Origin of the sequence: Cupriavidus oxalaticus (genome assembly GCF_038900635.1) — a bacterium.
GTDB lineage: Bacteria > Pseudomonadota > Gammaproteobacteria > Burkholderiales > Burkholderiaceae > Cupriavidus > Cupriavidus oxalaticus_B.
Genome location: NZ_JAYMRX010000013.1, coordinates 38204 through 61570, shown reverse-complemented (window position 1 = coordinate 61570; position 23367 = coordinate 38204). Strand labels below are relative to the sequence as shown.

Genomic DNA, 23367 nt, shown 5'->3' with positions numbered 1-23367 from the left:
GCGTCACGGAGTAGCATGGGGTCCGCGCGACACCAACAGGCACAACCATGCTGACCAAGGCTCTCTTCGCATTCCTTTTGATGGCGCTTTGCGTTTCGATCCACGCGATCGGCATCATGGCCGCGTTTCACTGGCTCAAGTGGCGGATCCCCCCGGGTCCGCGCTACTTCTGGCGCGCCACGCACGCGCTGATCAGCCTGGCGGCGTGCACGATCCTGCTGCACCTGTTGCAGATCATGGCCTGGGGCCTGTTCTACTACTGGCGCGCCGGGATGCCGGATGTGCTGACGGCGCTCTACTTCAGCGCCGTGACCTACACCACCACCGGATATGGCGACGTGGTGCTGCCGCAACCATGGCGCCTGGTGGGCAGCGTGGAAGCGCTGACCGGCATCCTGATGTGCGGCCTGTCGACCGGCTTGTACTTCGCGTTCTTTTCCAGGGTGGTGACCAACGCGCTGCGCCACCGGGAAAGCGAAGGCCCCGCGCAAGGCGGGGCCGGGGCTTGATGGTCGAAGGCGGCGCGGGGGCGGGCCGTCCCGCCCCGCGCGTCGGCTGCTTATCGGGCCGCCGAGGCGGTCAGCCAGCCTTCTTCGGTGCTCGCAGCCGCGACCTGGCTGGCGATCGAATTGCCCAGGCGCGTGGCATCGGCGGAGATCGAGTCATGCGTCATTTCCGTGACACCGTGCACACCGGCGCCACCGGCTGCCGCCATCGCCACATGCCCGGCCGCGGCACCGATGCCGGCGGTTTCCGCCACGCCCGGGACATGGCCCGAATCCGCGCTGGCAACAAAGCTCTGCAGCGGGATCGGGGCGCCGTTGGCAGGCTTGTACGAGATGCGCACGTCGGCGCCGACTTCGCTCTTGCCGGCACCCAGGCCGATCAGCAGGCGGCGGCGGCCGCTGCCTTCATCGATCTTGCGGAAATCGCCCTCGACGATCAGCGCATTGGCACCAGCCGGCGCCGGCGCGTCGGAACGCACCGCGTTCAGGCCCATGCCGCGCAGTTCGCGCACGATCTCGTTGGCAACCTGCTCGCGCGCTTCGACCGCGGCCTGGCCCTGCGCGCTGGCCGACGAGCCGCCGGCGGCCATCATCTTGACCTTCTGCGCGAGGCCGCCGTCAAGCTTCACCTGCCCGGCATCGGCGTCGAACGCGTGGACGTAGATCACGTCGGCGTGCACCGCCTGCGTCAGGCCCATCTGGTTGATGCCGGTGACACCGGCATTGGCGTAGCCGGCACCCAGCATGGCGGTGGCGGCGAGTGCGGCGATGGTCAGGCGCTTGGTTTGCTTGGCGATGGTCTGGAGAGCGTTGCGCATATCGGTTCCTTTGGGTTGGCGAGTGGTGCCGTCAGTGGTCTGGAAGAGCTGTCACCGACATCGTTGCATCAGGGGATCGCAAACCATCGGGAGCTTCTTGCCGCGCTGCCTGCTTCGGTGTTTCCGTGCGTGGCATCGCGGTGACGGAAGTATGGGAAAAACCCGCGCGCAGCGCCATGCGGCAATTATTTCGCGCCATGTCACGGCGCGGCGTGTGTGGGCGGGGTGGCGGGACGGGGGGCGCTACGCCGCCGGCGCCTGCAGCGGCAGCGCCACCACCGCTTCAAGCCCGCCACCATCGCGCGGGCGGAACTGCAGCGAACCGCCGTGCAGCCGCGCAATGCGCTCGACGATGGCCAGACCGAGCCCTGTGCCGCCCGCGTGGCCGCGCGCGTTGGCGCCGCGGCTGAAGGGCGCCTTGAGCTGCTCCAGCTCGTGCGCGGCGATGCCGGTGCCGCGGTCGCCCACGGCCACGTAAGCGCACGCGGCATCGCGCCACGTGCGCACGCTGAAGCCAGACTTGCCGTAGACGACAGCGTTCTGCATCAGGTTCATCAGCAGCCGCATCAGGCTGACCGGGCGATAGGGAACCGGGGGCAATTCCGCCAGCGACAGCTCGAACTCATGGCCCAGGCCGGCGAAGTCGGCGGCGAGTTGCGACACCAGCGCGTTGACGTCGCCGGGCTGCGGCTGCTCTTTCTCGCCGCTGCCGGCGTAGTCCATGAACTGCTGCAGGATGGTCTCGATGTGGTCCAGGTAGCCCTCGGCCGAAGCCACGAACGCGTCGTCGGCGCCGCGCGGAATCGACATGGCCATGGCCAGGCGCAATTTGGTCAGCGGCGTGCGGATGTCGTGCGAGACACCCGCCAGCATCAGCGCGCGCGTCTGCTCGGCCTGCTGCAATGCCTGCGTCATCTGGTTGAAGGCGCTGCTGACTTGGGCGATCTCGGTCGGGCCGTCGGTCGGCAGCGGCGGCGGTGTCGAGCCCGCGCAGATGTCCTGCGCGGCACGCGCCAGGTCCTGCAGCGGCCGGTTCAGATGGCGCTGGATCAGGTAGCCGGTCAGCGCCGCCAGCAGCGCCAGCGCGGTCGACAGCGCCAGCGCCGTGGTGATGCCGCCGGCGCGCACGTCCTCGTTGATCGGCAGGCCGATCCAGCGCGGCGCGCCGCCCACATGCATGCGGATCCAGAGCTGCTCGGCCTCGCCGGTCTGCCATCGCACCGGCATGTCGGCGGGAAGGTGGCGGCGCAGGGCTTCCATGAACACATCGCGCTGCCAGCTGCGCAGCAGGTGATGCAGGTCTGGCGCCGGCTTCTCGGCGGCGTGCGCGGGTTCCTGCGCCTGCGCGCCTATGCGCGTGGCCGCGGCGCCACCGGGATCAAGCGGCAGCGCCGCCACCACGCGGTCGAGGGTGCGCACGTAATCGGCGAAGACGATGGCGGCGCGCTCGATGCGCGGGCGCTGCACGTAGTGCATCAGCACCGTCAGCGAACACACTTGGGTGATGGCCACCAGCGCCACCAGCAGCGCGATATTGCGCGCCAGCAGCGAGCGCGGCAGCAGGCGCCTGAGCATGGGCGACGAACGGGTCACGAATCCACGCCGGCGACCAGCATGTAGCCGACGCCCCACACGGTCTTGATAAAGCGCGGCTTGGACGGATCGTCTTCGACGATCTGGCGCAGCCGCAGGATCTGCACGTCGATGCTGCGGTCGAGCGCATCATGGTCGCGCCCGCGCGCCCTCGCCAGCAGGTTCTCGCGGCTGACCGCGCGGTTCGGCGACGATCCCAGCGCGTGCAGCAGCAGCATCTGCGCCGAATGCACTTCGACCGGCTCGCCGCCGCGCAGCAGCGTCTGCTTGCCGACATCGAAGGTGAAGTCGCCAAAGCGCAGCCTCTGCGTGGTCACGGTGGGGTCGCCGGCCGACATCTTCTGCCGGCGCAGCAGCGCGCGGATGCGCGCCACCAGCTCATCCGGCACGAAGGGCTTGGCGAGGTAATCGTCGGCGCCCGTTTCCAGGCCGGCGACGCGGTCCATCGGGTCGCCCTTGGCCGTCAGCATCAGGATCGGCAGGGTGTGGCCCTCGGCCCGCAGGCGCTTGCAGATGGTGAGGCCGTCCTCGGGCTCCATCATCAGGTCGAGCACCAGCAGGTCGTGCGGCTCGCGCTGCAGGTACTTGTCGAGCTGCTTGCCGTCGGCCACCGCGCGCACGCGGAAGCCGTGCCCGGTCAGGAAGCGTTGCAGCATGTTGCGCAGCTCGGCTTCATCGTCGAGCACGACAATCCTGTTCACCTGTTCCATCACGGGTCTCCGGCGATGCCGGCGTGCCGCCGCCGGCTTGCTGTCCCAACTTCGGCGCCAGGCTTCGGCGCATCAGCGCGATAGCATCTTCTGCTTCATGAAGGCCTCGATCTGCGGCAGCGTCACGTAGCCCAGCCGCTGCGTGTCGATCTGGTCGAAGTGGCTCGCGACCATCGGCATGCCGGCCTGCGCCTGCTCGCGGGTCAGCTTGCCGTCCCGCGTGGTGTTCGCGCTGGCGAAACGCTCCTGCAACTGCTGCAGCGCACGCTCGGCCCGTACTCCACCGGCACCGGCTGCTGCCGGCATCTCGGCACTTTGCGCATAGGCGCCTGCAGAAACAATACACAACATAAGCACTGCAATCATCTTCTTCATGATGGACTCCGTGGGACAGCCGGCCCTTGCCGGCGATTGGTAAGGAAAAATCGATGGGGAAACGCGTCGGTGCGCTCAGACCACGTGGGCGGGTACCCACACGCCGCCGGCCCAGTGGCCGGGGACCATGACGGCCGGACGGGCGACGTAGACCGCGCGCGGCGCGACATAGACCGTGCGCGGCACCGGTGTGGCGATCACGACGCGAACCGGCGGCGGCGGCGCAACCACGACCTTCGCGGGCGGCGGGACGTACACCGTGGCGGGCGCCGGGGCCGGCACGTAGACCGGCGCCGGCGGCGGGGGCGGCGGCGTCACCACCACCGGCGGCGTGCTGACCGCCACCGTCGTACCCACCGTGCCGACGGCAGCCACCGTACCGACCGTTCCGACCGTGGTGACGGTAGTGCCGCCCGTCGTGACCGCCGCGCCGTGGACCACGGTGGAGCCGCCGCCGGTGGTCACCACGCCGGGCGCCACGCTGGTGGCGCTGCCCGAGTGTGCAACGGTGCCGCCCTGCGCACCGGTCACGGTGCCCGAGCGGTAGCAGGTCGAGCCGGCGCAACTGGTCGAAGCGGCGTGCCCGTAGGAGTTGCCGTTTGCGCCAGTGACGGTGCCCGACGACGAGTACTGGCCCACGCCATCGCGGGTCACGCTTCCCGACGTCGTGGCGGTCTGGCCATTCGGGCCGGTCAGGTCGCCGCTGTGCGAGCAGGTGCCGCCGGCGCAACTGGTGCTGCCGTCGTGCTGTACCGAGCGCCCGTTGGGACCGATGGCGGTGCCGCTGTTGCTGAACTGGCCCGGCGCGGTGCGTGTGACGGTGCCGGTATTGGTGGCCAGGCCGCCATGCGGGCCCTCGATGCCGCCGGCGTGCGAGCAGCTGCCGCCACCGCAGGCGCCGATATGACCGCTGTTGAACGTGCCGCGCGGGGTATAGGCCGTGCTGTGTCCGCCGAATGCGGCGAAGGCGGGCGTGCTCGCCAGGATCACCAACGCGCCGCCGGCGATGCCAAGCAGGCGGGGCAGGCGCAATCCGCGCGTCGGGCGCAGGGAGGTTTCGGTTTCGGTATTGGCAGGGCGTTTCGTCATGGCAGATCCTTCTGGTTCGGTGATGCCGCGCAACGTGTCGCGGCGACGGTCGAACTATAGGAAAGGCATGGCGGCTTTTCGCGGTAGAAAAATGTCGCGGTGTTACACCGCCCGGCGGGCCGCCGGACATGACATACGGCGAAATAATTGCGGATGGCGCCGCACGGGTCCAGCCACTACATTTGCCTAACCGACGCAGCAAGCCAATCCCGCAAGCCAAGCGTCCCACCTCACCGCACCGGACCCGACATGCACAACCTCGGCAAATTCACCCTCTACGTCACGGCGTTTATCGTGGCGGTCTCCCTGGTCGAAGCCTTCGTGCTGGCACGCAAGGCGAACCGCCAAGGCAAGGCCTATCCCTGGCACGAAGTCGCCCTGTCGCTGGCCGACCTGGTCGGCCGCAAGCTGCTGGCGCTGTTGCCGCTGTCACTGGCCACGCCGGTGTTCGCGTTTGCCTGGCAGCACCGCATCTTCACGGTCGAGATCAACAGCGCGCTGGCCGTGCTGCTGCTCTTCCTCGGACAAGAGTTCTGCTACTACTGGTACCACCGCGCCTCGCACCGCATCCGCTTCTTCTGGGCGACGCACGCGGTGCACCACTCGCCGAACGAACTGACGCTGGGCACCGCCTATCGCCTGGGCTGGACCGGCAAGATCACCGGCACCGCCATCTTCTTCGCGCCGCTGGTCTGGCTTGGCGTGCGTCCGGAAGTGGTGCTGGCTGTGCTGAGCCTGAACCTGCTGTACCAGTTCTGGCTGCATACCACGTGGATCCCCAAGCTGGGCTGGCTCGAATACGTGTTCAACACCCCGTCGGCGCACCGCGTGCACCATGCTTCGAACATCGACTACCTGGACGCCAACTTCGGCGGCGTGCTGATCATCTTCGACCGACTGTTTGGCACCTATGTGGAAGAGCGTGAAGAGGAGCCCTGCCGCTACGGCCTGGTCCACCCGACCACCACGCACAACCCGTTCGTCAACCAGTTCGAACACTGGATTGGCCTGGGCAAGGACATGGCCAATGCCGGCAGCCTGCTGAATGCGATTGGCTATCTGGTGATGCCCCCGGGTTGGACGCCGGACGGGTCGGGGCAGACCACCGAAAGCCTGCGGCTGCAGGCGCAAGCAGAGCGTGCGGTGGCGGTGGAGCTCAGGTAATACCTGCAGGATGCAGGATTGGAAAGCGCGGCAAAGGCCGCTCTTTTTCTTTGCTTTCGAGAACGCTTGAGCGCCGGCTTGCTCCCCTCACCCACTGCGGAGAGTGGGGCCTTCGCTGGCGGCGGTGGTTTCCGCCCAGCACTGTCAGTAAGGCAACCCCACATAATTCTCCGCCAGCACCCGGCACGCCGCTTCCGAACCCACCAGGTAATCGAGCTCGGCGCGCTGCATGCGCAGCGCAAACGGATCCGCATCCGGGAAGCGATGCATCAACGAAGTCAGCCACCATGAAAAGCGCTCGGCCTTCCAGATGCGGCGCAGGCAGCGCGCCGAATAGGCATCCAGCTCGCGCTTGTCGTCATGCCGGTAGGCGGCGATCAGTCCGTCGGCCAGGGTCAGCACGTCGCTGGCCGCCAGGTTCAGCCCCTTGGCGCCGGTAGGCGGCACGATATGCGCGGCATCGCCGGCCAGGAACAGGCTGCCGAAGCGCATCGGCTCGCACACAAAGCTGCGCAATGGCGCGATGCTCTTCTCGATGCTCGGGCCCGTCACCAGCGACTGCGCCGACCGCGGATCGAGGCGGCGGCGCAGTTCGTCCCAGAAGCGGTCATCGGACCAGTCCTCCACGCGCTCGCTGGATGGCACCTGCACGTAGTAGCGGCTGCGCGTGCGCGAGCGCATGCTGCACAGCGCAAAGCCGCGTTCGTGGCTGGCGTAGACGAGTTCGTCCGCCAGCGGCGGTGTGTCCGAGAGAATGCCAAGCCAGCCGAACGGATAGACGCGCTCGAACAGCTGCGTGGCGGCACGCGGCACGCTCTGGCGGCTGATGCCATGGAAGCCGTCACAGCCGGCGATGTAGTCGCAGCGGATCTCGTGCGCGACGCCGTCCTTGCGATAGCGGACCACCGGACTCGCACCGTCGAAGTCATGCAGGCTGACATCCTGCGCCTCATAGACCGTGGTGATGCCCGCTTCCTGCCGTGCCGCCATCAGGTCGCGCGTGACCTCGGTCTGGCCGTAGACGGTCACGCTGCGGCCGACCAGCGCGTGCAGGTCGATGCGATGCCGCTGGCCATCGAACGACAGCTCGATGCCGTCGTGCACCAGCCCTTCCTCATGCAGCCGCGCCGCCACGCCCGCGCGTTCCAGCGCATCGACGGTCACGCTTTCGAGGATGCCGGCGCGGATGCGCCCCAGCACGTATTCCGGACTGCGTTGCTCGACGATAACGTTGTCGATGCCCGCCTTGGTAAGCAACTGCCCGAGCAACAGGCCGGCGGGGCCGGCGCCGATGATGGCAACCTGGGTGCGCATGTCTTGTCTCCTTGTGCATAGCGAACTGCTGGCGCTAACGATAGTCGCCGGACGTCCGCTACGGAATGGACAGACCGAACCGATGACAGGACAATCGGAACATTGCTGGTAAACACTGACGCCCCCGTGAAACCCGTCCCGACCTACTCCCTGTACGGCGTGAATTCGTCCGAGCCGCTCTCCGACCAGCTGCATTTCGAGTCCATCGCCGCGCGCAGCCGCCTGCACGGGTGGGAGATCAAGCCCCACCGGCATGAGCGCTTCCTGCAAATTCTGTACATCCATGCGGGTGGCGGGGAAGCCTTGCTCGAAGAGCGCCGCGAGCCGTTGCGCGGCGGTTCGCTGGTGACGATGCCGCCGCGGCACATTCACGGCTTCGTGTTTACGCCGGACACTGACGGCATGGTTGTGACCATGACCGACAGTCACCTGCGCACGCTGCTGGCTGGGGTGCCGGATGCGCTGCCGCTGTTTGAACAGCCGCGGCACGACCGCGTGCGGCGCGGCCACGCGCTGGCGGATGCGCTGGCGCTGTTTCGCGGGGAGATGGAAGCAGTGTCCGCCTGGCGCGGGGCGTCGCTGTCGGCGCTGCTGACGCTGGTGCTGATCGGTATCGCGCGACTGAGCAATGCCGACCAGCCGGCGGCCGCGCGCAGCAGCAGCCGCCCGGCGCGGCACTTCCAGCACTTCCAGCAACTGCTGGAATCGGACTACCGCGAACAGAAGGAGATCGGCCACTACGCCAGCGCGATCGGCATCACGCCCACGCAGCTCAACCGCGTGTGCCGCCAGGCCTCAGGGCTGTCCGCCCTGCAGATGATCCACGCGCGCGTGCTCGCCGAAGCGCAGCGCGACCTGCTCTTCAGCGACCTGGAAATCAAGCACATCGCGCTGTCGCTCGGGTTTTCCGATGCGGCGTATTTCTCGCGCTTCTTCGCACGGCAGGTGGGACAGGCGCCCACGGAGTTCCGGCAATCGGGGCGGGCGCGGCTGCCGGCCTTTGCCGTGCGCTGATCGATCAGGCTGGCTTGTCCATCTGGTCCGTCCCGGCGAAGATTTCCTCGGCCATGTGGAAGGCCGAGTTTGCCGCCGGAACACCGCAATAGATCGCCGTCTGCAACAGCACTTCCTTGATCTCGTCGCGCGTCACGCCGTTGTTGGCCGCCGCGCGCAGATGCAGCTTCAGTTCTTCGGCGCGGTTCAGCGCCACCATCATGGCGATGGTCAGCAGGCTGCGCGTATGGCGCGGCAGGCCCTCGCGCGTCCAGATCTCGCCCCAGGCATAGCGCGTGATCAGGTTCTGGAATTCTTCGTTGAGCGGCGTCAGCCGCGCCAGCGAACGATCGACGTGGGCGCTGCCGAGCACCTCGCGCCGCACCGAGAGGCCGGCCTCATAGCGAGCGTGGTCGTCGCTCACGGGCAGCCGGCCGCGCACGAAATCGATGAGTGCGGCGGTGAAGCGGCCCGGCTGCTCGAAGCTGGAGATATGCGCGGTGGGCAATTCGATAAAGCGCGCGCCGGGAATCGCATCGGCCAGCGCGCGGCCCTCCTGCGCCGTCGTCGATGGGTCGTGGCTGCCGGCGATGACCAGCACCGGCACCATGATCGACGACACCGTCTCGCGGAAGTCCGCGTCGCGCACCGCCGCGCAGTTGGCCACATAGCCGCGGGGATCGAGCCCTGCCAGCACGCTGCGCAGGCCGTCCAGCGCGCGCTCTGCCGTGGCGGCAAACCCGGGGGTGAACCAACGCTCGACCGAAGGCGCGACCATCACGCCCATGCCGTCGCGCAGGACGGTGTCGATGCGCGTGTTCCATCCCTCCGCGTTGCCGATCTTTGCGGCGGTATTGGCCAGCACGATGCGTGAGAAGCGCTCGGGCGCATGGATGCCGAGCCACATCCCCGTCAGGCCACCCATCGACAAGCCACAGAATACGGCCTGGCCGATGGCCAATGCGTCCAGGATAGCGATCACATCCTGACCGAGCTGTTCAACCGTGAAGGCATCGCCGGGTGCGCTCGAGCGGCCGTGCCCGCGCGTGTCGTAGCGCACCACGCGAAAGCGCCCGGCCAGCGCCGCGGCCTGTGGCTCCCACATGGTGTGGTCGGTCCCGAGCGAGTTGGAGAAGACGATGGCCGGTGCGGATTCGGGGCCGTCGACGGTGTAGAAGAGGCGGGCGCCGGCGTGGTCTAGATAAGGCAAGGTGGTCTCCCTGGATACTGGTTATTGGTGAAATTGGCGCGCGACGGGCTTGGCAGGCGCCTGCCCTCTCCCCCACCCCTCTCCCGCAAGCGGGAGAGGGGAGCGTTCACGACGGGTGAGGGCCAACTCGATGACCTCCGCATACCGGCCGGTTTGCTCCCCTCTCCCCCGCGCGGGAGAGGGGCGGGGGAGAGGGCCGGCGCTACCACGCCGTACCGCCCTGCCAATACCCGAAAACCCGGCAACCCTGAGCCGACACAGTAGGCGGTCGTGCGGATCGCACATCAATGCCTCGCCACCGTTTCCCGCCACGCCGCCACCGCGGCATCCGCGAACTGCGCCGACTGCCCCGCGTAATTGGCGGGGTCGGCCAGACGGTCCAGCGCGGCCGGATCCAGCAGCCCGGCATGCGCGGGATCTTCTTGCAGCATCGCCGCCAACGCGTCGCGCAGGCTCGTGCCCTGCTCCACCGCGCGCCGCGAGGCGTTCTCCACCAGCTTGTGCGCCGGCAAGCGGCCAATGCGGGCACCCAGCGCCAGCATCGCAGCCTCGCCGAGAATCAGCCCGCGGGTGAGATCGAGATTGGCACGCATGCGTGCCGCATCGACCTGCAGCCCTGCCACCACCTCGCCCATCCGGCGCAGCGCGCCCGCGGCCAGCGTGACGATCTGCGGCAGCGTGTCCCATTCCGCCTGCCAGCCGCCAAGTGCGCGCTCGTGTTCCTGCACCATGCCTGACAGCATGGTGGCCACCAGCGGCGGCACGCGCACCGATGCCGCCAGTACCGCCGCGCAGCCGACCGGATTGCGCTTGTGCGGCATGGTGCTGGAACCGCCGCGGCCGGGCCCGGCGGGCTCGGCCACCTCCGCCACCTCAGTCTGCATCAGCAGCGAGATGTCGCGTGCCATCTTGCCGAGCGTGCCGGTGAGCATGCCGAGCGTGGTGGCAACTTCGACCACGCGGTCGCGATGCGCATGCCACGGCACTACGGGTGCGACCAGGCCCAGCTCGCGGGCCAGTGCGGCGGCCACGGCGGGCGCGGCGTCGCCGAGGCTGGCCAGCGTGCCCGCGGCGCCGCCGAACTGCAGCGCGCAGGCCTGCGCGCGCGCCGCATCAAGGCGGGCGAGGTCGCGGCGCAGCGCGTCGAGCCAGCCGGCGGCCTTGCAGCCAAAGGTGGTCGGCAGTGCATGCTGCAGCCAGGTACGCGCCACCATCGGCGTGGCGCGATGCGCGGTGGCGAGCGCGGCGCAGGCTTCGCCGAGGCGTACCAGGTCGGTATCGAGCACGCGCAGCGCGTCGCCAAGCTGGAGTACCAGCGCGGTGTCGATGATGTCCTGGCTGGTGGCGCCCCAGTGCACGAAGCGCGCCGCATCGGCATCGCGCGCAGCCACCGCGGCGGTCAGTTGCTTGACGAAGGGAATGGCGAGATTGCCGGCGGCGTCCGCGGCCTGTGCCAGCGCATCGCGGTCGATGGCGCCGACGTCGCGGCAGACTTCGGTGATGACTGTCGCGGCGGCGGCCGGGATCACGCCACATTGCGCTTCGGCACGCGCGAGCGCGGCCTCGACGGCAAGCATGCGTTGCACGGTGCCGGCGTCGGAGAAGATGTCCAGCACAGCGGGGCTGCCGGACATGGGATCGGTGAGACGCGTGACGGTTGGCATGGGGGCGATCGGTAGGGGTCGTGGCGATAGCGACCACCTGGTTATGCGTCTGTCGCCGGCGGCCCGGGAGATTCCCCCGCCGCCGGCGCGGCGTTTCAGATATCGAAGAACACCGTCTCGCTCGGGCCTTGCAGCACGATATCCCAACGCAGCGTCCCGTTGCCGGCATCGTTGCCAACCAGCGTGCCGCGCCGCTCGGCGGGCACCAGCGCCAGCACCGGATCGGCCTCATTGGCCGCGGCCTCGTCCGGGAAGTACATGCGCGTGGCGACGTGCTTGACCAGGCCGCGCATGAACACCGACACCATGATGTGCGGCGCCTGCGGCCGGCCGTCGGCACCGGGCACGGCGCCCGGCTTGACGGTGACGAAACGGAACGAGCCGTCAGCCTCGGTCGGCACGCGGCCGAAGCCGGTAAAGCCGGGCACCAGCGGCAGCTCGCGCGCGTCTTCGGCGTGGCGGTAGCGGCCGGCGGGATTGGCCTGCCAGATCTCGACCATGCCGTCCGGCACGGGCTCGCCGTTGCCGTCGGTCACGCGGCCTTCGATCACGATGCGCTGGCCGGCCAGTGCCGGTGCACTGGCGGTCAGGTCGGCGCAGTTCAGCCCGCTCAGGCCGATATGGAGGTAAGGACCGACGGTCTGGGATGCGGTGGCGTAAAGCATGGTCTTACTCCATCGGCGTGGCGTCGCGGCCACGCAGCACGATATCGAAACGGTAGCCGAGCGCGTATTCGGGCTGGGTGGTCTCCCAGTCGAGGCTGGCGACAAGCCGGTCGCGCGCCTTCTCGTCCGGCACGCAGTTGAAGATCGGGTCGAACGGCAGCAGCGGATCGCCGGGGAAGTACATCTGCGTCACCAGCCGCGTGGCGTAGGCGTTGCCGAACAGCGAGAAGTGGATATGCTGCGGCCGCCAGGCATTGTGGTGGTTGCGCCAGGGATAGGCGCCGGGCTTGATGGTCTTGAACCGGTAGTGCCCGTTGGCGTCGGTGACGGTGCGGCCCTCGCCGGAGAAATGCGGGTCCAGCGGCGCGTCATGCTGGTCGCGCTTGTGCACGTAGCGGCCGGCGGCGTTGGCCTGCCACACCTCGATCAGCGCGTTCGGCACCGGCCGGCCATTCTCGTCCAGCACGCGGCCGGTCACGAGGATGCGCTCGCCGATGGGCTCGCCACCGTTGCCGACGGTGAGGTCGTTATCTCCTTCGCGGACGAACTCGGCGCCGAAGGTGGGACCGGTCACTTCGGACAGCGACTGCGGCAGCGCAATCAGCGGTTGGCCAGGCGAGCGCTTCTGCGTGGAGCCGTAGGGGTCGAAGCGGTATTCGGGCTGGGTGTCCCAGTAGGGACGGCGATACTGGGCAAGGCGGGTCATTGCGAAGTCTCCTTGTCGTTGGCATGGCATTGACTTTAAGCAACACTTAAAGTCATGTAAATTGAGATTTCTCAGAATTACGATAACTTTTCAGCATGAAAGCCCCCGCCCCGCCCGCGCTCGAAATCTTCCGCAACCGCGTGCGGCTGCGGCATCTCTATTGCTTCGTGGCGGTGTCGCAGACCCAGCACCTGGGCCGCGCCGCCGACCGCCTGGGGCTGACGCAGCCAGCCGTGTCCAAGACCCTGACCGAGCTGGAGGAGCTGACCGGCACACGCCTGCTGGTGCGCCAGCGCGCGGGCACGGAACTGACCACCGCCGGCACGCGCTTCCTGCGCCACGCCCTGCGCATCCTCGCGGATATCGATGCCGCGGCCGACAGCATGGCCGGCGAGCAGGCGCAGCCACAGGAGCGCATCCGGCTGGGCGCACTGCCCAGCGTCGTGCCGGCGGTGCTGACCGATGCCTTGCTGCGCTTCCGCGCCGCGCACCCCGAGGTCGGGCTTGCCGTCCAGACCGGCATGAACCGCAGCCTGATCGACCAGCTCAAGGCCGATGTGCTGGATCTTGTCATCGGCCGGATGGATGACCCGGTTGCCATGGAAAGCCTGTGGTTCGAATCGCTGGGCCCGGACTCGCTGGCACTGGCGGTGCGTCCCGGGCATCCGCTTGCGGCCATTGCCGTATCGCGGCGGCCGACCTTGCTTGACGTGCTGGCATGGCCGCTGGTGATTCCCGCCGCGGGCTCGATCCCCCGCCACAACACCGAAAGCCTGCTCGCCCGCCACGGCCTGCCCCTGCCGGGCGGATGCGTGGAAACATCGGATGCCTACCTCGGACGGCTGCTGGCCCGCAACAGCGATTGCGTGTGGGCAGCGCCGCTGTCCGCCGCGCAGCGTGCGGTGGCCGAGGATGAGCTGATCCTCCTGCCGCTCGATACGCAGGGCACGGAGGAGCCGATCGGCCTGCTGCGGCACGGCGACCGCGCGCTCAGCCCGATGGCCGAAGCGCTGGCGGACTGCATCCGCGCCGCGGCCCGGCCGCCTATCGCTTAGTGAATGCTCAGTGAATGTTCAGTGAGCTGCCACGCCTGCGTTGCCGGCGGCGTCGGCATCCGGCGCGCGGCTGCCGCTGAAATGCTTGACCACCAGCGCACCGGCGGCGAGGAATGCCGGCACCGTGAGCAGCGTGAAGATGGTGTCGAAGCCGAGATGCAGGCGCAGCAGTTCGGCACCGAGCAACGCCCCGGCTATGCCGCCGAAGCGCCCGATGCCAAGCATCCACGCCACCCCGGTGGCACGGCCCTGCGTCGGGTAGAACGCCGCGGCCAGGGAAGGCATCGACGACTGCGCGCCGTTCATGGCGGTGCCGGCAAGGAAGATCAGCACGCCAAGCAGCACCTGGCTACCGGTCCCGTGCCCCACGGCGTAGATCAGCACGCCGGTGGCTGCGTAGGTGATGGCAATCACCTTGTTCGGATTGAAGCGGTCCATGAACCAGCCGGCCGCGATGGTGCCGATGCCGCCGCCGAGCGGGAACAGCGCCGTCAGGAATGACGCGTGCTGGATCGAGAATCCGGCGTCCTTCATCAGCGTGGGCATCCAGCTCGTGAGCAGGTAGAAGATGACCAGGCCCATGAAGTAGGTGCACCACAGCATCGCCGAACCCAGGCGATAGCCGGGCGCCAGCACGGTGCCGACGGCGGAGCGGGTCGCGGGCGCCGGTTCGCCGATGATGAAGGCGTTCGCCCCACCCACGTCCGCGCCGGTCACGCGCCGCAGCAGCTGGCGGATCTGGTCGGCCGGATAGTTGCGCAACACCATGTAGCGCACCGACTCAGGCAGCAGCACCACCAGCAGCAGCGCGAGCGCAAGCGGCACGATGCCGCCAAGCAGCAACACGCTGTGCCAGCCGAAGTGCGGGATCATCGCGGCGGCGACAAAGCCGCCGGCGGCGGAGCCGAGCGGAAAGCCGCAGAACATGGTGTTCACGAGCACGGCCCGGCGGCGTTGCGGCGCGAACTCCGCGGTCAGCGTCACGGCATTGGGCATGGCGGCGCCCAGACCCAGGCCGGTCAGGAAGCGCAGCGCCGTCAGCCAGCCCAGCGTCGGCGCGAAGGCCGTGGCCAGGCTGCAGGCGCCAAAGAAGAAGACCGACAGCACCAGCACCTTCTTGCGGCCGATGCGGTCAGCCATCGGACCGGCAACGATCGCGCCGAAGGCGAGGCCGAACAGGGCCGCGCTCATGACGGGGCCGAGGGCCGATTTCTCGATCCCCCAGTCTTGCACCAGCGCCGGCGCGATATACCCGATGGCGGCGGTATCGAAGCCGTCGACGGCAACCACCAGGAAGCAAAGCACAAGGATGAGCCACTGGTAACCAGTGAATCGCTGTCCGTCGATCAGGGCCTGGACGTCGGCGACGCCAGCCTTGGATTGGAGGGATTGGGGCACTGTTGTCTCCGTCTGCCTTGGAATTCGCGCGCTTCACCTGCAAGCAGGCGGTACGGCGCGCGACGATTCTGTTCTAACAGCGAACTCACGTTCTCTGAATGAACGAATCTTAGGCAACGGGCATCAGGGCCAAGAATTGGCGTTAACCCGGCAAAAATGCGTGGTCCGACGAGACGGGATTCACCAGGGTTTGTCTTTTACCCCGTTCTCTAAACACGTTTCAACGCGCCTCAGGATACTTTCTTCCAAAAACACGCATATTTGTGAAATTTTCCAGACAACTCATGAATATGAATAAGGAAATTTCATATAAAAACCGCCAACCTTCAATTTACATTCCAGAATCCCGGGAAATCCCAGAGTGTTGACCTGCCGGGCGCTCGCAGCAGGCCGGAATCAATGCGTCGATCCGCCGGTCAAACGCCCAAAGATGACCTCGTCGACCTCCATCCCATGCAACGCCTGCTCCTCATCCTGGGCGCCGTGCTGCTTGCCGCCGGCGCCGCCTGGCCCTGGCTGTCCAGGCTGCCGTTTGACCGCCTTGGCCGCCTGCCCGGCGACATCCATATCGTCCGCGAAGGCTTCAGCTTCTACCTGCCGATCACGACCTGCATCCTGGTGTCGGTGGTGATCTCGGTCGTGATCTGGCTGCTGCGGCGCTGACCTGTGCCAGCGGCATCAGGCGGTCAGGCCGCCTGCGCCTCAGTGCGGAACACCGCCATTGCGCGCTGCATCTGCTGCGCCTGCGCCTGCAGCGTTTGCGCCGCGGCCGCGGCCTCCTCCACCAGCGCGGCATTCTGCTGCGTGACCTGATCCATCTGCGCCACCGCCTGGTTGACCTGCGCGATACCGCTGCTCTGCTCGCGCGAGGCGTGGCTGATCTCGTCCATCATCGCCGTCACGCGGCGGATCGATTCCACCGTGCGGTCCATGCTGGCGGCACCATCCACCGCCAGCGACGTGCCGGATGCCACGCGCTGCGCCGACTGCGAGATCAGCGTGCCGATTTCCCTGGCCGAATTACCGGCGCGCTGCGCCAGCCCGCGCACCTCGGTCGCCACCACGGCGAAGCCGCGCCCGGCCTCGCCCGCGCGCGCCGCTTCCACCGCGGCGTTGAGCGCCAGGATATTGGTCTGGAAGGCGATCGCATCGATCACCGCGATGATGTCGACGATGCGGCGCGAATCGTCCTCGATGTCCTGCATGGTCTGCCGCATGCGCCCCACCGCGGCCCCGCCCGCCAGCGCGATCTCCGAGGCCTCGCGCGCCAGCTCGCTGGCCTGCCCGGCACTGCCGGCGTTCTGCTGCACGGTGGCGGTGAGTTGCTCCATGCTGGCCGCGGTCTGCTCCAGCGACGAGGCCTGTTCCTCGGTGCGCTGCGACAGGTCGATATTGCCCTGCGCGATCTCGCCGGCGGCAGCCAGCACGTTGTGCGCGCCGGCCTTGGTGTCGCCGATCAGCCCGCGCCAGCTGTCCACCAGCGACAGCAGGTGGCGCTTGACCTCGCTGAACTCGTCGCGCCCGTGCACGGCCATGCGCAGGCTCAGGTCGCCGGCATTGATGCGGTCGACCATGTCTCTCACGGCGCGCACGTCGCTGCGCATGCCGCGGCTGAAGCCGCCGAACAAATAGAAGGCAAGGGCCAGCGCGACCACGCCCAGTGCCGCCAGCAGCGCGAACTGGCGCTGCTGCGCGGCAATGCGCTGCGCCAGCATGGCGCCGGCAATTGCCGAGAACTCCTTGTTGGTGGCCAGCACGCCGTTGATCGCCGCGGTCGCCTCGTCGAAATAGGTCCTGGCATCGATGCTGATGCCGCTCGCCCCAAGCATGCGGTCCGTGAGCGTGCGGTGGAAGTTGTCCATCGCCGCCAGCTGCTGCATGGCCGCATCGAGCTGCGGCTGGAGTGCCGGCGCATTCCTGCGCACGCGCGCGGCATCGCGCCGGACGGCTTCCAGTCCCTCCCGGATCTGCTCGGCAAGCGCCCCCAGGCCGGCCTGCTGCGCGGCATCCGCATAGCCGCCCTGCGCGATGATGCCGGCGCCGCGCCCGCGCGCCAGCGCGCTATGCTCCGCCAGGCGCGGCATCGGGCCCACCATCAGGCTGATCAGGTAGTAGGCGCCGGCCTCGCCGTCGAGCGCGAGCTCCGAGCGGTCGGACACGTCGGCGATGAACAGCTGCGTCTGCTTCACCAGCGCGCTGTGACGCTCGAACAGTGCGCCGGACGTGGTGTTCAGGCCGAGGCCGCGGATGTGTTGCCAGTCCTGCTCCAGCTTGCGTGCCGCCGGCTCGAGGGCAAAGCCGGGATTGGCGATGGTGGCGCGCAGCAGTTCGGCGAGGTTGGCCGCGGCCTTGCCGTCGGCCGCGTCGAAGGTCGGCCGGAAACCGGCGTTGCCGGCGAGCACGGTATTCGCGGCACCGCGCCGTACCTGCGTCTCGCGCATGAAGTCAAGCGCGTGGCCGACGATGACCAGACCGCGCCGTTCGCTGTCGGTGGAGCTGATCGACTGCGCCGAGCCATGCAGCACGACGTACATCGCGCCGCAGAGCGGCACGAGGAACAGCACCGCGATCAGGATCAGCTTCTGGTTGATGTCAAGGCGCGCCATCAGGCGCTCGGCGGGGCGGAAAAAGGCGGTCATCGGCTCGGCTGGACTGGCGGGAAATGGACTGGCGAGGGATAGGCTTCTCCCCGGCTATCGGTTGCGTTTTCCAGCCCTGAAGCACGAATTCCGATCGTTTTGACGATGCGCAAATAGGGTGCTGAAAATGCCCTCCATCGGGGCAAAATGCACGCGCAGGGGGCAGGAAAATCGTGCTTGCACACGCAGCGACGGCGATGCCGCCGGAGTCCGTTGCGCAGTTGCCATGAGCTAACGCCCATCGCTTTCCGGTCCTGGCATGCAGCCACCGCGGCAAGATCATGCGGCGGGTGCCAGCCCCTCCCCCTCCTCGCCGTCCGCCTCTTCCCCTGCCGGCGCCGCCAGCGGCACCTCGATCGTCAGCGTGGTCCGGCCCGGCACCGATTGCAGCGCCAGCCGCCCGCCGATCGCCGCCGCACGCACCTGCATATTGCGCAGCCCGCGCCCGCCACGCGTGGCGGCGAGGTCGAAGCCGCGCCCGTCATCGGCCAGCGCGATGCGGATCATCTGCGCCGCCGGGTCGGCATGCGCCGCCAGCGTGATCGCGCTGGCGGCGGCGTGCTGCAGCACGTTGGTGATGCCCTCGAGCAGCAGGTACTGCAGCTCCTGGACCTTGCGCGCGGTGAAGTGGGGCAGCACCGGCAGGCGCTCGACCTGCCAGTGGATGGCGATGCCGGCCTCTTCGATACGCGGCCCCAGCCGGTAGCGCAGATTGCCCAGCACCGCCGCAAGGTCGCCGCCGGTGTCCTGCATGGCATCGATGGAGAGCTTGAGCGAGTCCAGTGCATGCCGCACCTGCCCGGCGATCTCGGCGCGGCTGGGCTGGCCTGACTCCAGCATCGACAGCGTGGTGACCAGCTGGCTGCCGAGGCCGTCGTGCATGTCGCGCAGGATGCGGCTGCGCTCGCGCAGCGCGGTCTGCTCGGCGGCGACCTTCTGCGTGCGTGCGAACACCGCGCGCAACTCGGCCTCGCGCTGCGCCACGCGCTCGCTCAGCACCTGGTTGGCGCGCTGCAGGCTGCGTACCGCGCTGGTGTAGCGCTCCACCAGCATCCACGCCATGACCACGCTGAACGGCACCGAGACATAGCGGGTCATCGAATGCACCCAGTAGTAGTCGCCGGTCAGCCACACGCGCAGCCAGTCGCCCAGGAACAGCACCGCCGACGCGCCCACGGTAGCGGCCAGCAGCCTGGCCTCGCGGCTCGGATGCCGCAGCGCGGCCCATACCAGCGCGACCGCCACCGTCAGGATGATGCCGACCTTGGCCAGCCAGCTCAGCGGGAACACCAGCGGATGGCTGGACAGCGCGGCCAGCGGCGCCAGCACCGGCAGCGCCAGCCACAGGTAGGCGCTGAGCGTGCGGTGCAGCCAGCGCCAGGGCACGCGGATCACCAGCAGGCAGAACTTGCCGATGGCGCCGAGAAAGATCTCGCGCGCGGCGGCGACGATATAGCCGCGCAGTTCCGGCGGCAGCGCGAGGTCGTCGACGAAATAATCGAGCAGCCGCACGCTCCAGGCGACCTCGGCCAGGCCGTACAGGCCGAACAGCGGATCGCGCTGGCGCCACCAGATCAGCAGCGCGATGGTGCCAAGCACGGCGCTGAGCACGGCAACGATGAAGGGGCCGGCCACGCGCACCATGAATGCGTCCTGGTAGCGCGCGCGCACCGCCTTGGCCGGCCCCACCGTGACCGGCAGCAGCCCGGCTCGTGAAAACGCGCGCGCCGCCACCGTGATGCGCAACGTATTGCCATGCTCGCGCACCAGCTCCGGTGGCAATGGCACATAGTACGGGCGCTTGGCCAGCGCGGATGACGGCGCGCTCAGGCTGCCGCCAGCCGCCACCAATATGCCGTTCAGCCGCACCTCGTAGCTGCCGCCTGCCCACGGCACGAACAGCCCTGCCGCTGCCGCCGCCGGCCACGCGCGGTCGAAGCGCAGGTCGTAGACCGCCATGCCGGACTTGCCCGGCAGCGCGCGGTCCCAATAGTCCGGCAGCGTCAGCGGCTGCGCCGGCAGCACGCTGCCGTCGCTCAGCGTGGCGCTGCGCACGGCCTGCGCCAGTTCTGCCAGCCCTTCGCTGGCGGCCGGCGCGGCACCACGGGCCGGCGCCGCCAGCCACGACAGCGGCAGCAGTACCGCAAGCACGGCAAGCACGGTACGGATGAGTCGCAGCCAGGTTGGCGGCATGGCGCGGGAAGCTACAGGGACTTGAGCAGGCCGAGCTTGGCGGCCTCGTACACGGCTTCGCCGCGCGAGCGCACCGCGAGCTTGCCGTAGATGTTCTTGATGTGCGATTGCACGGTATGCACGCTCAGGCCGACATAGCGCGCGGTCTCAGCATAGGTATAGCCGCGCGAGATCAGGTCGAGAATTTCGCTCTCGCGCGCGGACAGCGTCACGCCGCGCTGGGCGGCATGGCCGCGCCCGGCGGCTTCGGCAGGTTCGCCGCGCAAGCGGTTGACCACCTGTCGCGCAATCAGCGGGCTCATCGGCGAGCCGCCGGCACGCAGTTCGCCGATCGAAGCCGCGATGCGGTCGGTGGTCTCGTCCTTGAGCAGGTAGCCGATGGCGCCGGCTTCGATGCTGGCGAGCACGTGCTGGTCATCGCCGAACACCGTGACCACCATGCATTCGCACGCGGGATAGCGTTCGCGTGCCTGGCGTATCACCGCGATGCCGCTGCCGTCCGGCAGGCCCAGGTCGCACAGCAGCACGTCGGGCTGGTGCAGCGCCAGCCAGGCAAGCGCGTCGGCGACACTGCCGGCGCAGCCGGCCACGGTGGTGGCGGGCGCATGTATCTCGACGGCCTGCACCAGGCGGCTCTGCGCTGCCGGGTCATCCTCGACGATCAGGACTCTGGTTGTGCTTGTCATGCCAGTGTGGTTGCGAGGCCCGGACGTTGCGTCGGCGCGACGAGTTGCCGGCGGATTCTGACATATCCCCGGGGTCGCTGGCGTGGCACGGGCCGGTTTCAGGGTAAACACAAGCGCCGCCGCAGCGTGCCTGCACCAGCCGTATCCATGGCACAGCCGACGGCGCTTGCCCATCCCATGTTCTGGGGAGGCGCGGCCGCGCCCTGACCCACCGGGCCTGTGGAATCAGGCCACGAGCGCGCTGGCTTCCGCTGATCCGGGCTGTGTGGACATTGCGCAATTTTTTCCGGTTTCGCACCCTGCATCCCTTACAAGGTCTGCAAGGCTTGCACGGCCCGCGGCGTCACCTGCACCACAGGCGCGCGTCTGCCGCACGGTATGAATCTTGCCGCTACTGGAAACCCGCCGGCGGAATGGGGCCATCCTTGTGCCCGTCCGCGTACGGCGCCATTCACATATCAGGAAACCAGCATGAGCTATTACTACGACGAACGCCAACGCCGCCAGGCGTGGGACGACGACGACTGGCAACCGGAATCCGATCGTGAGCGCTGGCAGGCGCAGCGCCGTCGCCAGCAGCTGACGCCGGGCCAGACCAGTTATGGCGGCCCGGCACGCCAGGACCGCGGCTACAGTGACGAGTACGGTGCGGGCCGGTATCCGGAGCGGCCGCCGCAGGGCCAGTATGGCAGCGGCGGAAATTACGACAGCGGTTACGGCGGCGGCTCTTATGGCGGCGGCTCTTATGGCGGCGGTTACGGAAGCGATTACGGCAGCCGCGGCCAGCAGCGCTCCCGCGGCGCCTTGCGCAGTGGCCAGAACTATCCGGGCCAGCAGGGCTATCAGCGTTCCCAGGGCTACCAGGGCTATGAAGGAGGCCGGTATGAACGCGATGAGCGCGGCCAGCGCGAACAGGACGCAGAGCGGTATCGCCGCCGTGCCGGCAGCAGCCTGAGCTACGGCCTGAACGGTGGCTATGGCTGGGAACGCGCCGGCGAATGGCGCGATCCGCAAGCCTGGCAGCGCGATGACGACTACGCCGAGCGCCAGTGGCGCGAAAGCGCCGAACGCGCGCGCGATCCCTATGAATCGGCGCGCGAGCGCAACCGCGAGCGCTATTTCCGCGACCTGCGCAGTGACACCCGCTACTGGACCGAGGAGCGCGACGAGGACGACGACCAGAAGCGGTACCGCCAGCGCTACAGCCGCGAGGCAGCGCGCCAGCGTGGCTGGGAAACCGACGACCGTGAAGACTATCGCGACGACGACCGCGAAGACCACGGCGTGCTCTACAACCTTGGCCGCCGCATCGGCGAGGCCGTCGGCGACCTGTTCGGCACCGACCAGCATGAGCGCAAGGCCGGCCCGCGTGGCTACCAGCGCAGCGATGACCGCATCCGCGACCAGGTCTGCGAGCGGCTCAGCTATGCACGCGGCATCGACGTCAGCGACGTGAGCGTGGACGTAAAAGATGGCGTGGTCTCGCTGACCGGCACGGTGCGCGAACGCGGCCAGAAGTACTACATCGAAGACCTGGCCGACGGCACCTACGGCGTGAAGGAGGTCAACAACGACATCCGGGTGCGCCGCGAAGGTTCCGGCACCACGGCGGGCAGCATGGGCAGCACCAGCGCCTCCGAGGCCACCGGCAGCACGTGGCGGGCTTAAGCTGCTTCATCGGCGCACCGGCGTAGCGCCGGTGCGCGCAGCAGATGCCCCGGCCGGCACTTGTGCCGGCCGGCCTCGTTCCAACGCGCAAGGTGCCCATGCCCGCCCTCAAGATCGCCACGTTCAACATCAACGGCATCCGCAGCCGCATCGGCGCGCTGCGCCACTGGCTGGAGCGCGAGGCGCCCGACGTGGCCTGCCTGCAGGAACTGAAGACCGCCGACGAGAGCTTTCCCGCGCGCGAACTGCGCGAGGCCGGCTACGGCGCCATCTGGCACGGCCAGAAGTCATGGAACGGCGTTGCCATCCTGGCGCGCGGCGCCGAGCCGGTGGAAGTGCGCCGCGGCCTGCCGGGCGATCCCGACGACAGCCACAGCCGCTACCTGGAGGCAGCCGTGCACGGGATCCTGGTCGGCTGCCTGTACCTGCCCAACGGCAATCCGCAGCCCGGGCCCAAGTTCGACTACAAGCTGGCCTGGTTTGCGCGGCTGATCGAACATGCGCAGTCGCTGTTCGACAGCGGCCACCCGGTGGTGCTGGCGGGCGACTACAACGTGGTCCCCACCGACGAAGACATCTACAACCCGCGCTCGTGGCGCAAGGACGCGCTGCTGCAGCCGGAAAGCCGCGATGCCTACGCACGCCTGCTGGCGCAAGGCTGGACCGATGCGTTGCGCACGCACTATGGCGAGGAACGCATCTACACCTTCTGGGACTACTTCCGCCAGCACTGGCAGACCAACTCCGGGCTGCGCATCGACCACCTGCTGCTGAGCGCGGACCTGGCCCCGCGGATGCGCGACGCGGGCGTCGACACCTGGGTCCGCGGCGAGGATCATCCCAGCGACCATGCTCCGGCGTGGGTGGTGCTGGACCGCCCCGCCGCCCGGCGCAAGCGCCCGGCATAGGCCAGCGCGGGAT

Annotated in this window: 21 protein-coding genes; 7 read left to right on the top strand and 14 right to left on the bottom strand. The window is 68.5% G+C overall.

From position 1 onward, the window contains the following. Positions 1-47 precede the first annotated feature (47 nt). Positions 48-509 (top strand): potassium channel family protein, encoded by a 462-nt coding sequence (locus VSR71_RS20385; RefSeq protein ID WP_342915658.1) that lies wholly within the window; start codon positions 48-50, stop codon positions 507-509. A 50-nt stretch (positions 510-559) separates the two neighbouring features. Here the strand turns inward: VSR71_RS20385 and VSR71_RS20380 are convergent, their stop codons facing one another. From VSR71_RS20380 to VSR71_RS20360, 5 genes are all read right to left on the bottom strand, one after another. Next, complete coding sequence (locus tag VSR71_RS20380) at positions 560-1324, bottom strand: DUF4410 domain-containing protein (protein WP_342915657.1); 765 nt, start codon at positions 1322-1324, stop codon at positions 560-562. Between the two features lie 243 nt (positions 1325-1567). Beyond that, entirely contained in the window at positions 1568-2899 is a 1332-nt protein-coding gene (locus VSR71_RS20375) for an ATP-binding protein (RefSeq protein ID WP_342915764.1), read from the bottom strand. A gap of 14 nt (positions 2900-2913) precedes the next feature. After that, entirely contained in the window at positions 2914-3627 is a 714-nt protein-coding gene (locus VSR71_RS20370) for a response regulator (RefSeq protein WP_133095930.1), read from the bottom strand. A 72-nt stretch (positions 3628-3699) separates the two neighbouring features. Continuing rightward, on the bottom strand, positions 3700-4002 hold the full coding sequence (locus VSR71_RS20365) for an EF-hand domain-containing protein (protein WP_342915656.1): 303 nt from the start codon (positions 4000-4002) through the stop codon (positions 3700-3702). A 75-nt stretch (positions 4003-4077) separates the two neighbouring features. Continuing rightward, positions 4078-5091, bottom strand: coding sequence for a hypothetical protein (locus VSR71_RS20360; RefSeq protein WP_342915655.1), 1014 nt, complete (start codon positions 5089-5091; stop codon positions 4078-4080). A 249-nt stretch (positions 5092-5340) separates the two neighbouring features. On the opposite strand from VSR71_RS20360, the gene VSR71_RS20355 reads away from it, so the two are divergent. Further along, a complete protein-coding gene (locus VSR71_RS20355; RefSeq protein ID WP_342915654.1) occupies positions 5341-6255 on the top strand; it encodes a sterol desaturase family protein in 915 nt (304 codons plus the stop codon). A gap of 144 nt (positions 6256-6399) precedes the next feature. Here the strand turns inward: VSR71_RS20355 and pobA are convergent, their stop codons facing one another. Continuing rightward, a complete protein-coding gene (pobA, locus tag VSR71_RS20350; RefSeq protein ID WP_342915653.1) occupies positions 6400-7569 on the bottom strand; it encodes a 4-hydroxybenzoate 3-monooxygenase in 1170 nt (389 codons plus the stop codon). 126 nt (positions 7570-7695) lie between these two features. On the opposite strand from pobA, the gene VSR71_RS20345 reads away from it, so the two are divergent. Next, a complete protein-coding gene (locus VSR71_RS20345; protein ID WP_342915652.1) occupies positions 7696-8583 on the top strand; it encodes a helix-turn-helix domain-containing protein in 888 nt (295 codons plus the stop codon). A 4-nt stretch (positions 8584-8587) separates the two neighbouring features. On the opposite strand, the gene pcaD is transcribed toward VSR71_RS20345, so the two are convergent. From pcaD to pcaH, 4 genes are all read right to left on the bottom strand, one after another. After that, positions 8588-9772, bottom strand: coding sequence for a 3-oxoadipate enol-lactonase (gene pcaD / locus VSR71_RS20340; protein WP_342915651.1), 1185 nt, complete (start codon positions 9770-9772; stop codon positions 8588-8590). Positions 9773-10056: 284 nt separating this feature from the next. Next, positions 10057-11436 carry a 3-carboxy-cis,cis-muconate cycloisomerase gene (locus VSR71_RS20335; protein ID WP_342915650.1) on the bottom strand — a complete coding sequence of 460 codons (1380 nt, stop codon included), beginning with the start codon at positions 11434-11436 and terminating at the stop codon, positions 10057-10059. A gap of 95 nt (positions 11437-11531) precedes the next feature. After that, positions 11532-12101 (bottom strand): protocatechuate 3,4-dioxygenase subunit alpha, encoded by a 570-nt coding sequence (gene pcaG / locus VSR71_RS20330; RefSeq protein ID WP_342915649.1) that lies wholly within the window; start codon positions 12099-12101, stop codon positions 11532-11534. 4 nt (positions 12102-12105) lie between these two features. Beyond that, a complete protein-coding gene (gene pcaH / locus VSR71_RS20325; RefSeq protein ID WP_342915648.1) occupies positions 12106-12807 on the bottom strand; it encodes a protocatechuate 3,4-dioxygenase subunit beta in 702 nt (233 codons plus the stop codon). 95 nt (positions 12808-12902) lie between these two features. Here pcaH and VSR71_RS20320 point away from each other — a divergent pair, with 95 nt between their 5' ends. Then, entirely contained in the window at positions 12903-13862 is a 960-nt protein-coding gene (locus VSR71_RS20320; RefSeq protein WP_342915647.1) for a LysR substrate-binding domain-containing protein, read from the top strand. An 18-nt stretch (positions 13863-13880) separates the two neighbouring features. On the opposite strand, the gene VSR71_RS20315 is transcribed toward VSR71_RS20320, so the two are convergent. Next, positions 13881-15260, bottom strand: a complete 1380-nt coding sequence (locus VSR71_RS20315) for an aromatic acid/H+ symport family MFS transporter (protein WP_342915646.1) — start codon at positions 15258-15260, stop codon at positions 13881-13883. 453 nt (positions 15261-15713) lie between these two features. On the opposite strand from VSR71_RS20315, the gene VSR71_RS20310 reads away from it, so the two are divergent. Then, a complete protein-coding gene (locus VSR71_RS20310; protein ID WP_342915645.1) occupies positions 15714-15923 on the top strand; it encodes a DUF2905 domain-containing protein in 210 nt (69 codons plus the stop codon). Between the two features lie 23 nt (positions 15924-15946). Here VSR71_RS20310 and VSR71_RS20305 read toward each other — a convergent pair whose 3' ends face one another. The 3 genes from VSR71_RS20305 to VSR71_RS20295 form a co-directional block, all read right to left on the bottom strand. After that, positions 15947-17899 (bottom strand): methyl-accepting chemotaxis protein, encoded by a 1953-nt coding sequence (locus tag VSR71_RS20305; RefSeq protein ID WP_342915644.1) that lies wholly within the window; start codon positions 17897-17899, stop codon positions 15947-15949. Between the two features lie 279 nt (positions 17900-18178). Further along, positions 18179-20092 (bottom strand): histidine kinase, encoded by a 1914-nt coding sequence (locus VSR71_RS20300; protein ID WP_342915643.1) that lies wholly within the window; start codon positions 20090-20092, stop codon positions 18179-18181. An 11-nt stretch (positions 20093-20103) separates the two neighbouring features. Further along, positions 20104-20778 carry a response regulator transcription factor gene (locus VSR71_RS20295; RefSeq protein ID WP_342915642.1) on the bottom strand — a complete coding sequence of 225 codons (675 nt, stop codon included), beginning with the start codon at positions 20776-20778 and terminating at the stop codon, positions 20104-20106. Between the two features lie 471 nt (positions 20779-21249). On the opposite strand from VSR71_RS20295, the gene VSR71_RS20290 reads away from it, so the two are divergent. Together VSR71_RS20290 and xth are read left to right on the top strand one after the other, a co-directional pair. After that, entirely contained in the window at positions 21250-22446 is a 1197-nt protein-coding gene (locus VSR71_RS20290; RefSeq protein ID WP_342915641.1) for a BON domain-containing protein, read from the top strand. Between the two features lie 98 nt (positions 22447-22544). Beyond that, on the top strand, positions 22545-23354 hold the full coding sequence (gene xth, locus VSR71_RS20285; RefSeq protein ID WP_342915640.1) for an exodeoxyribonuclease III: 810 nt from the start codon (positions 22545-22547) through the stop codon (positions 23352-23354). Positions 23355-23367: the final 13 nt, after the last annotated feature.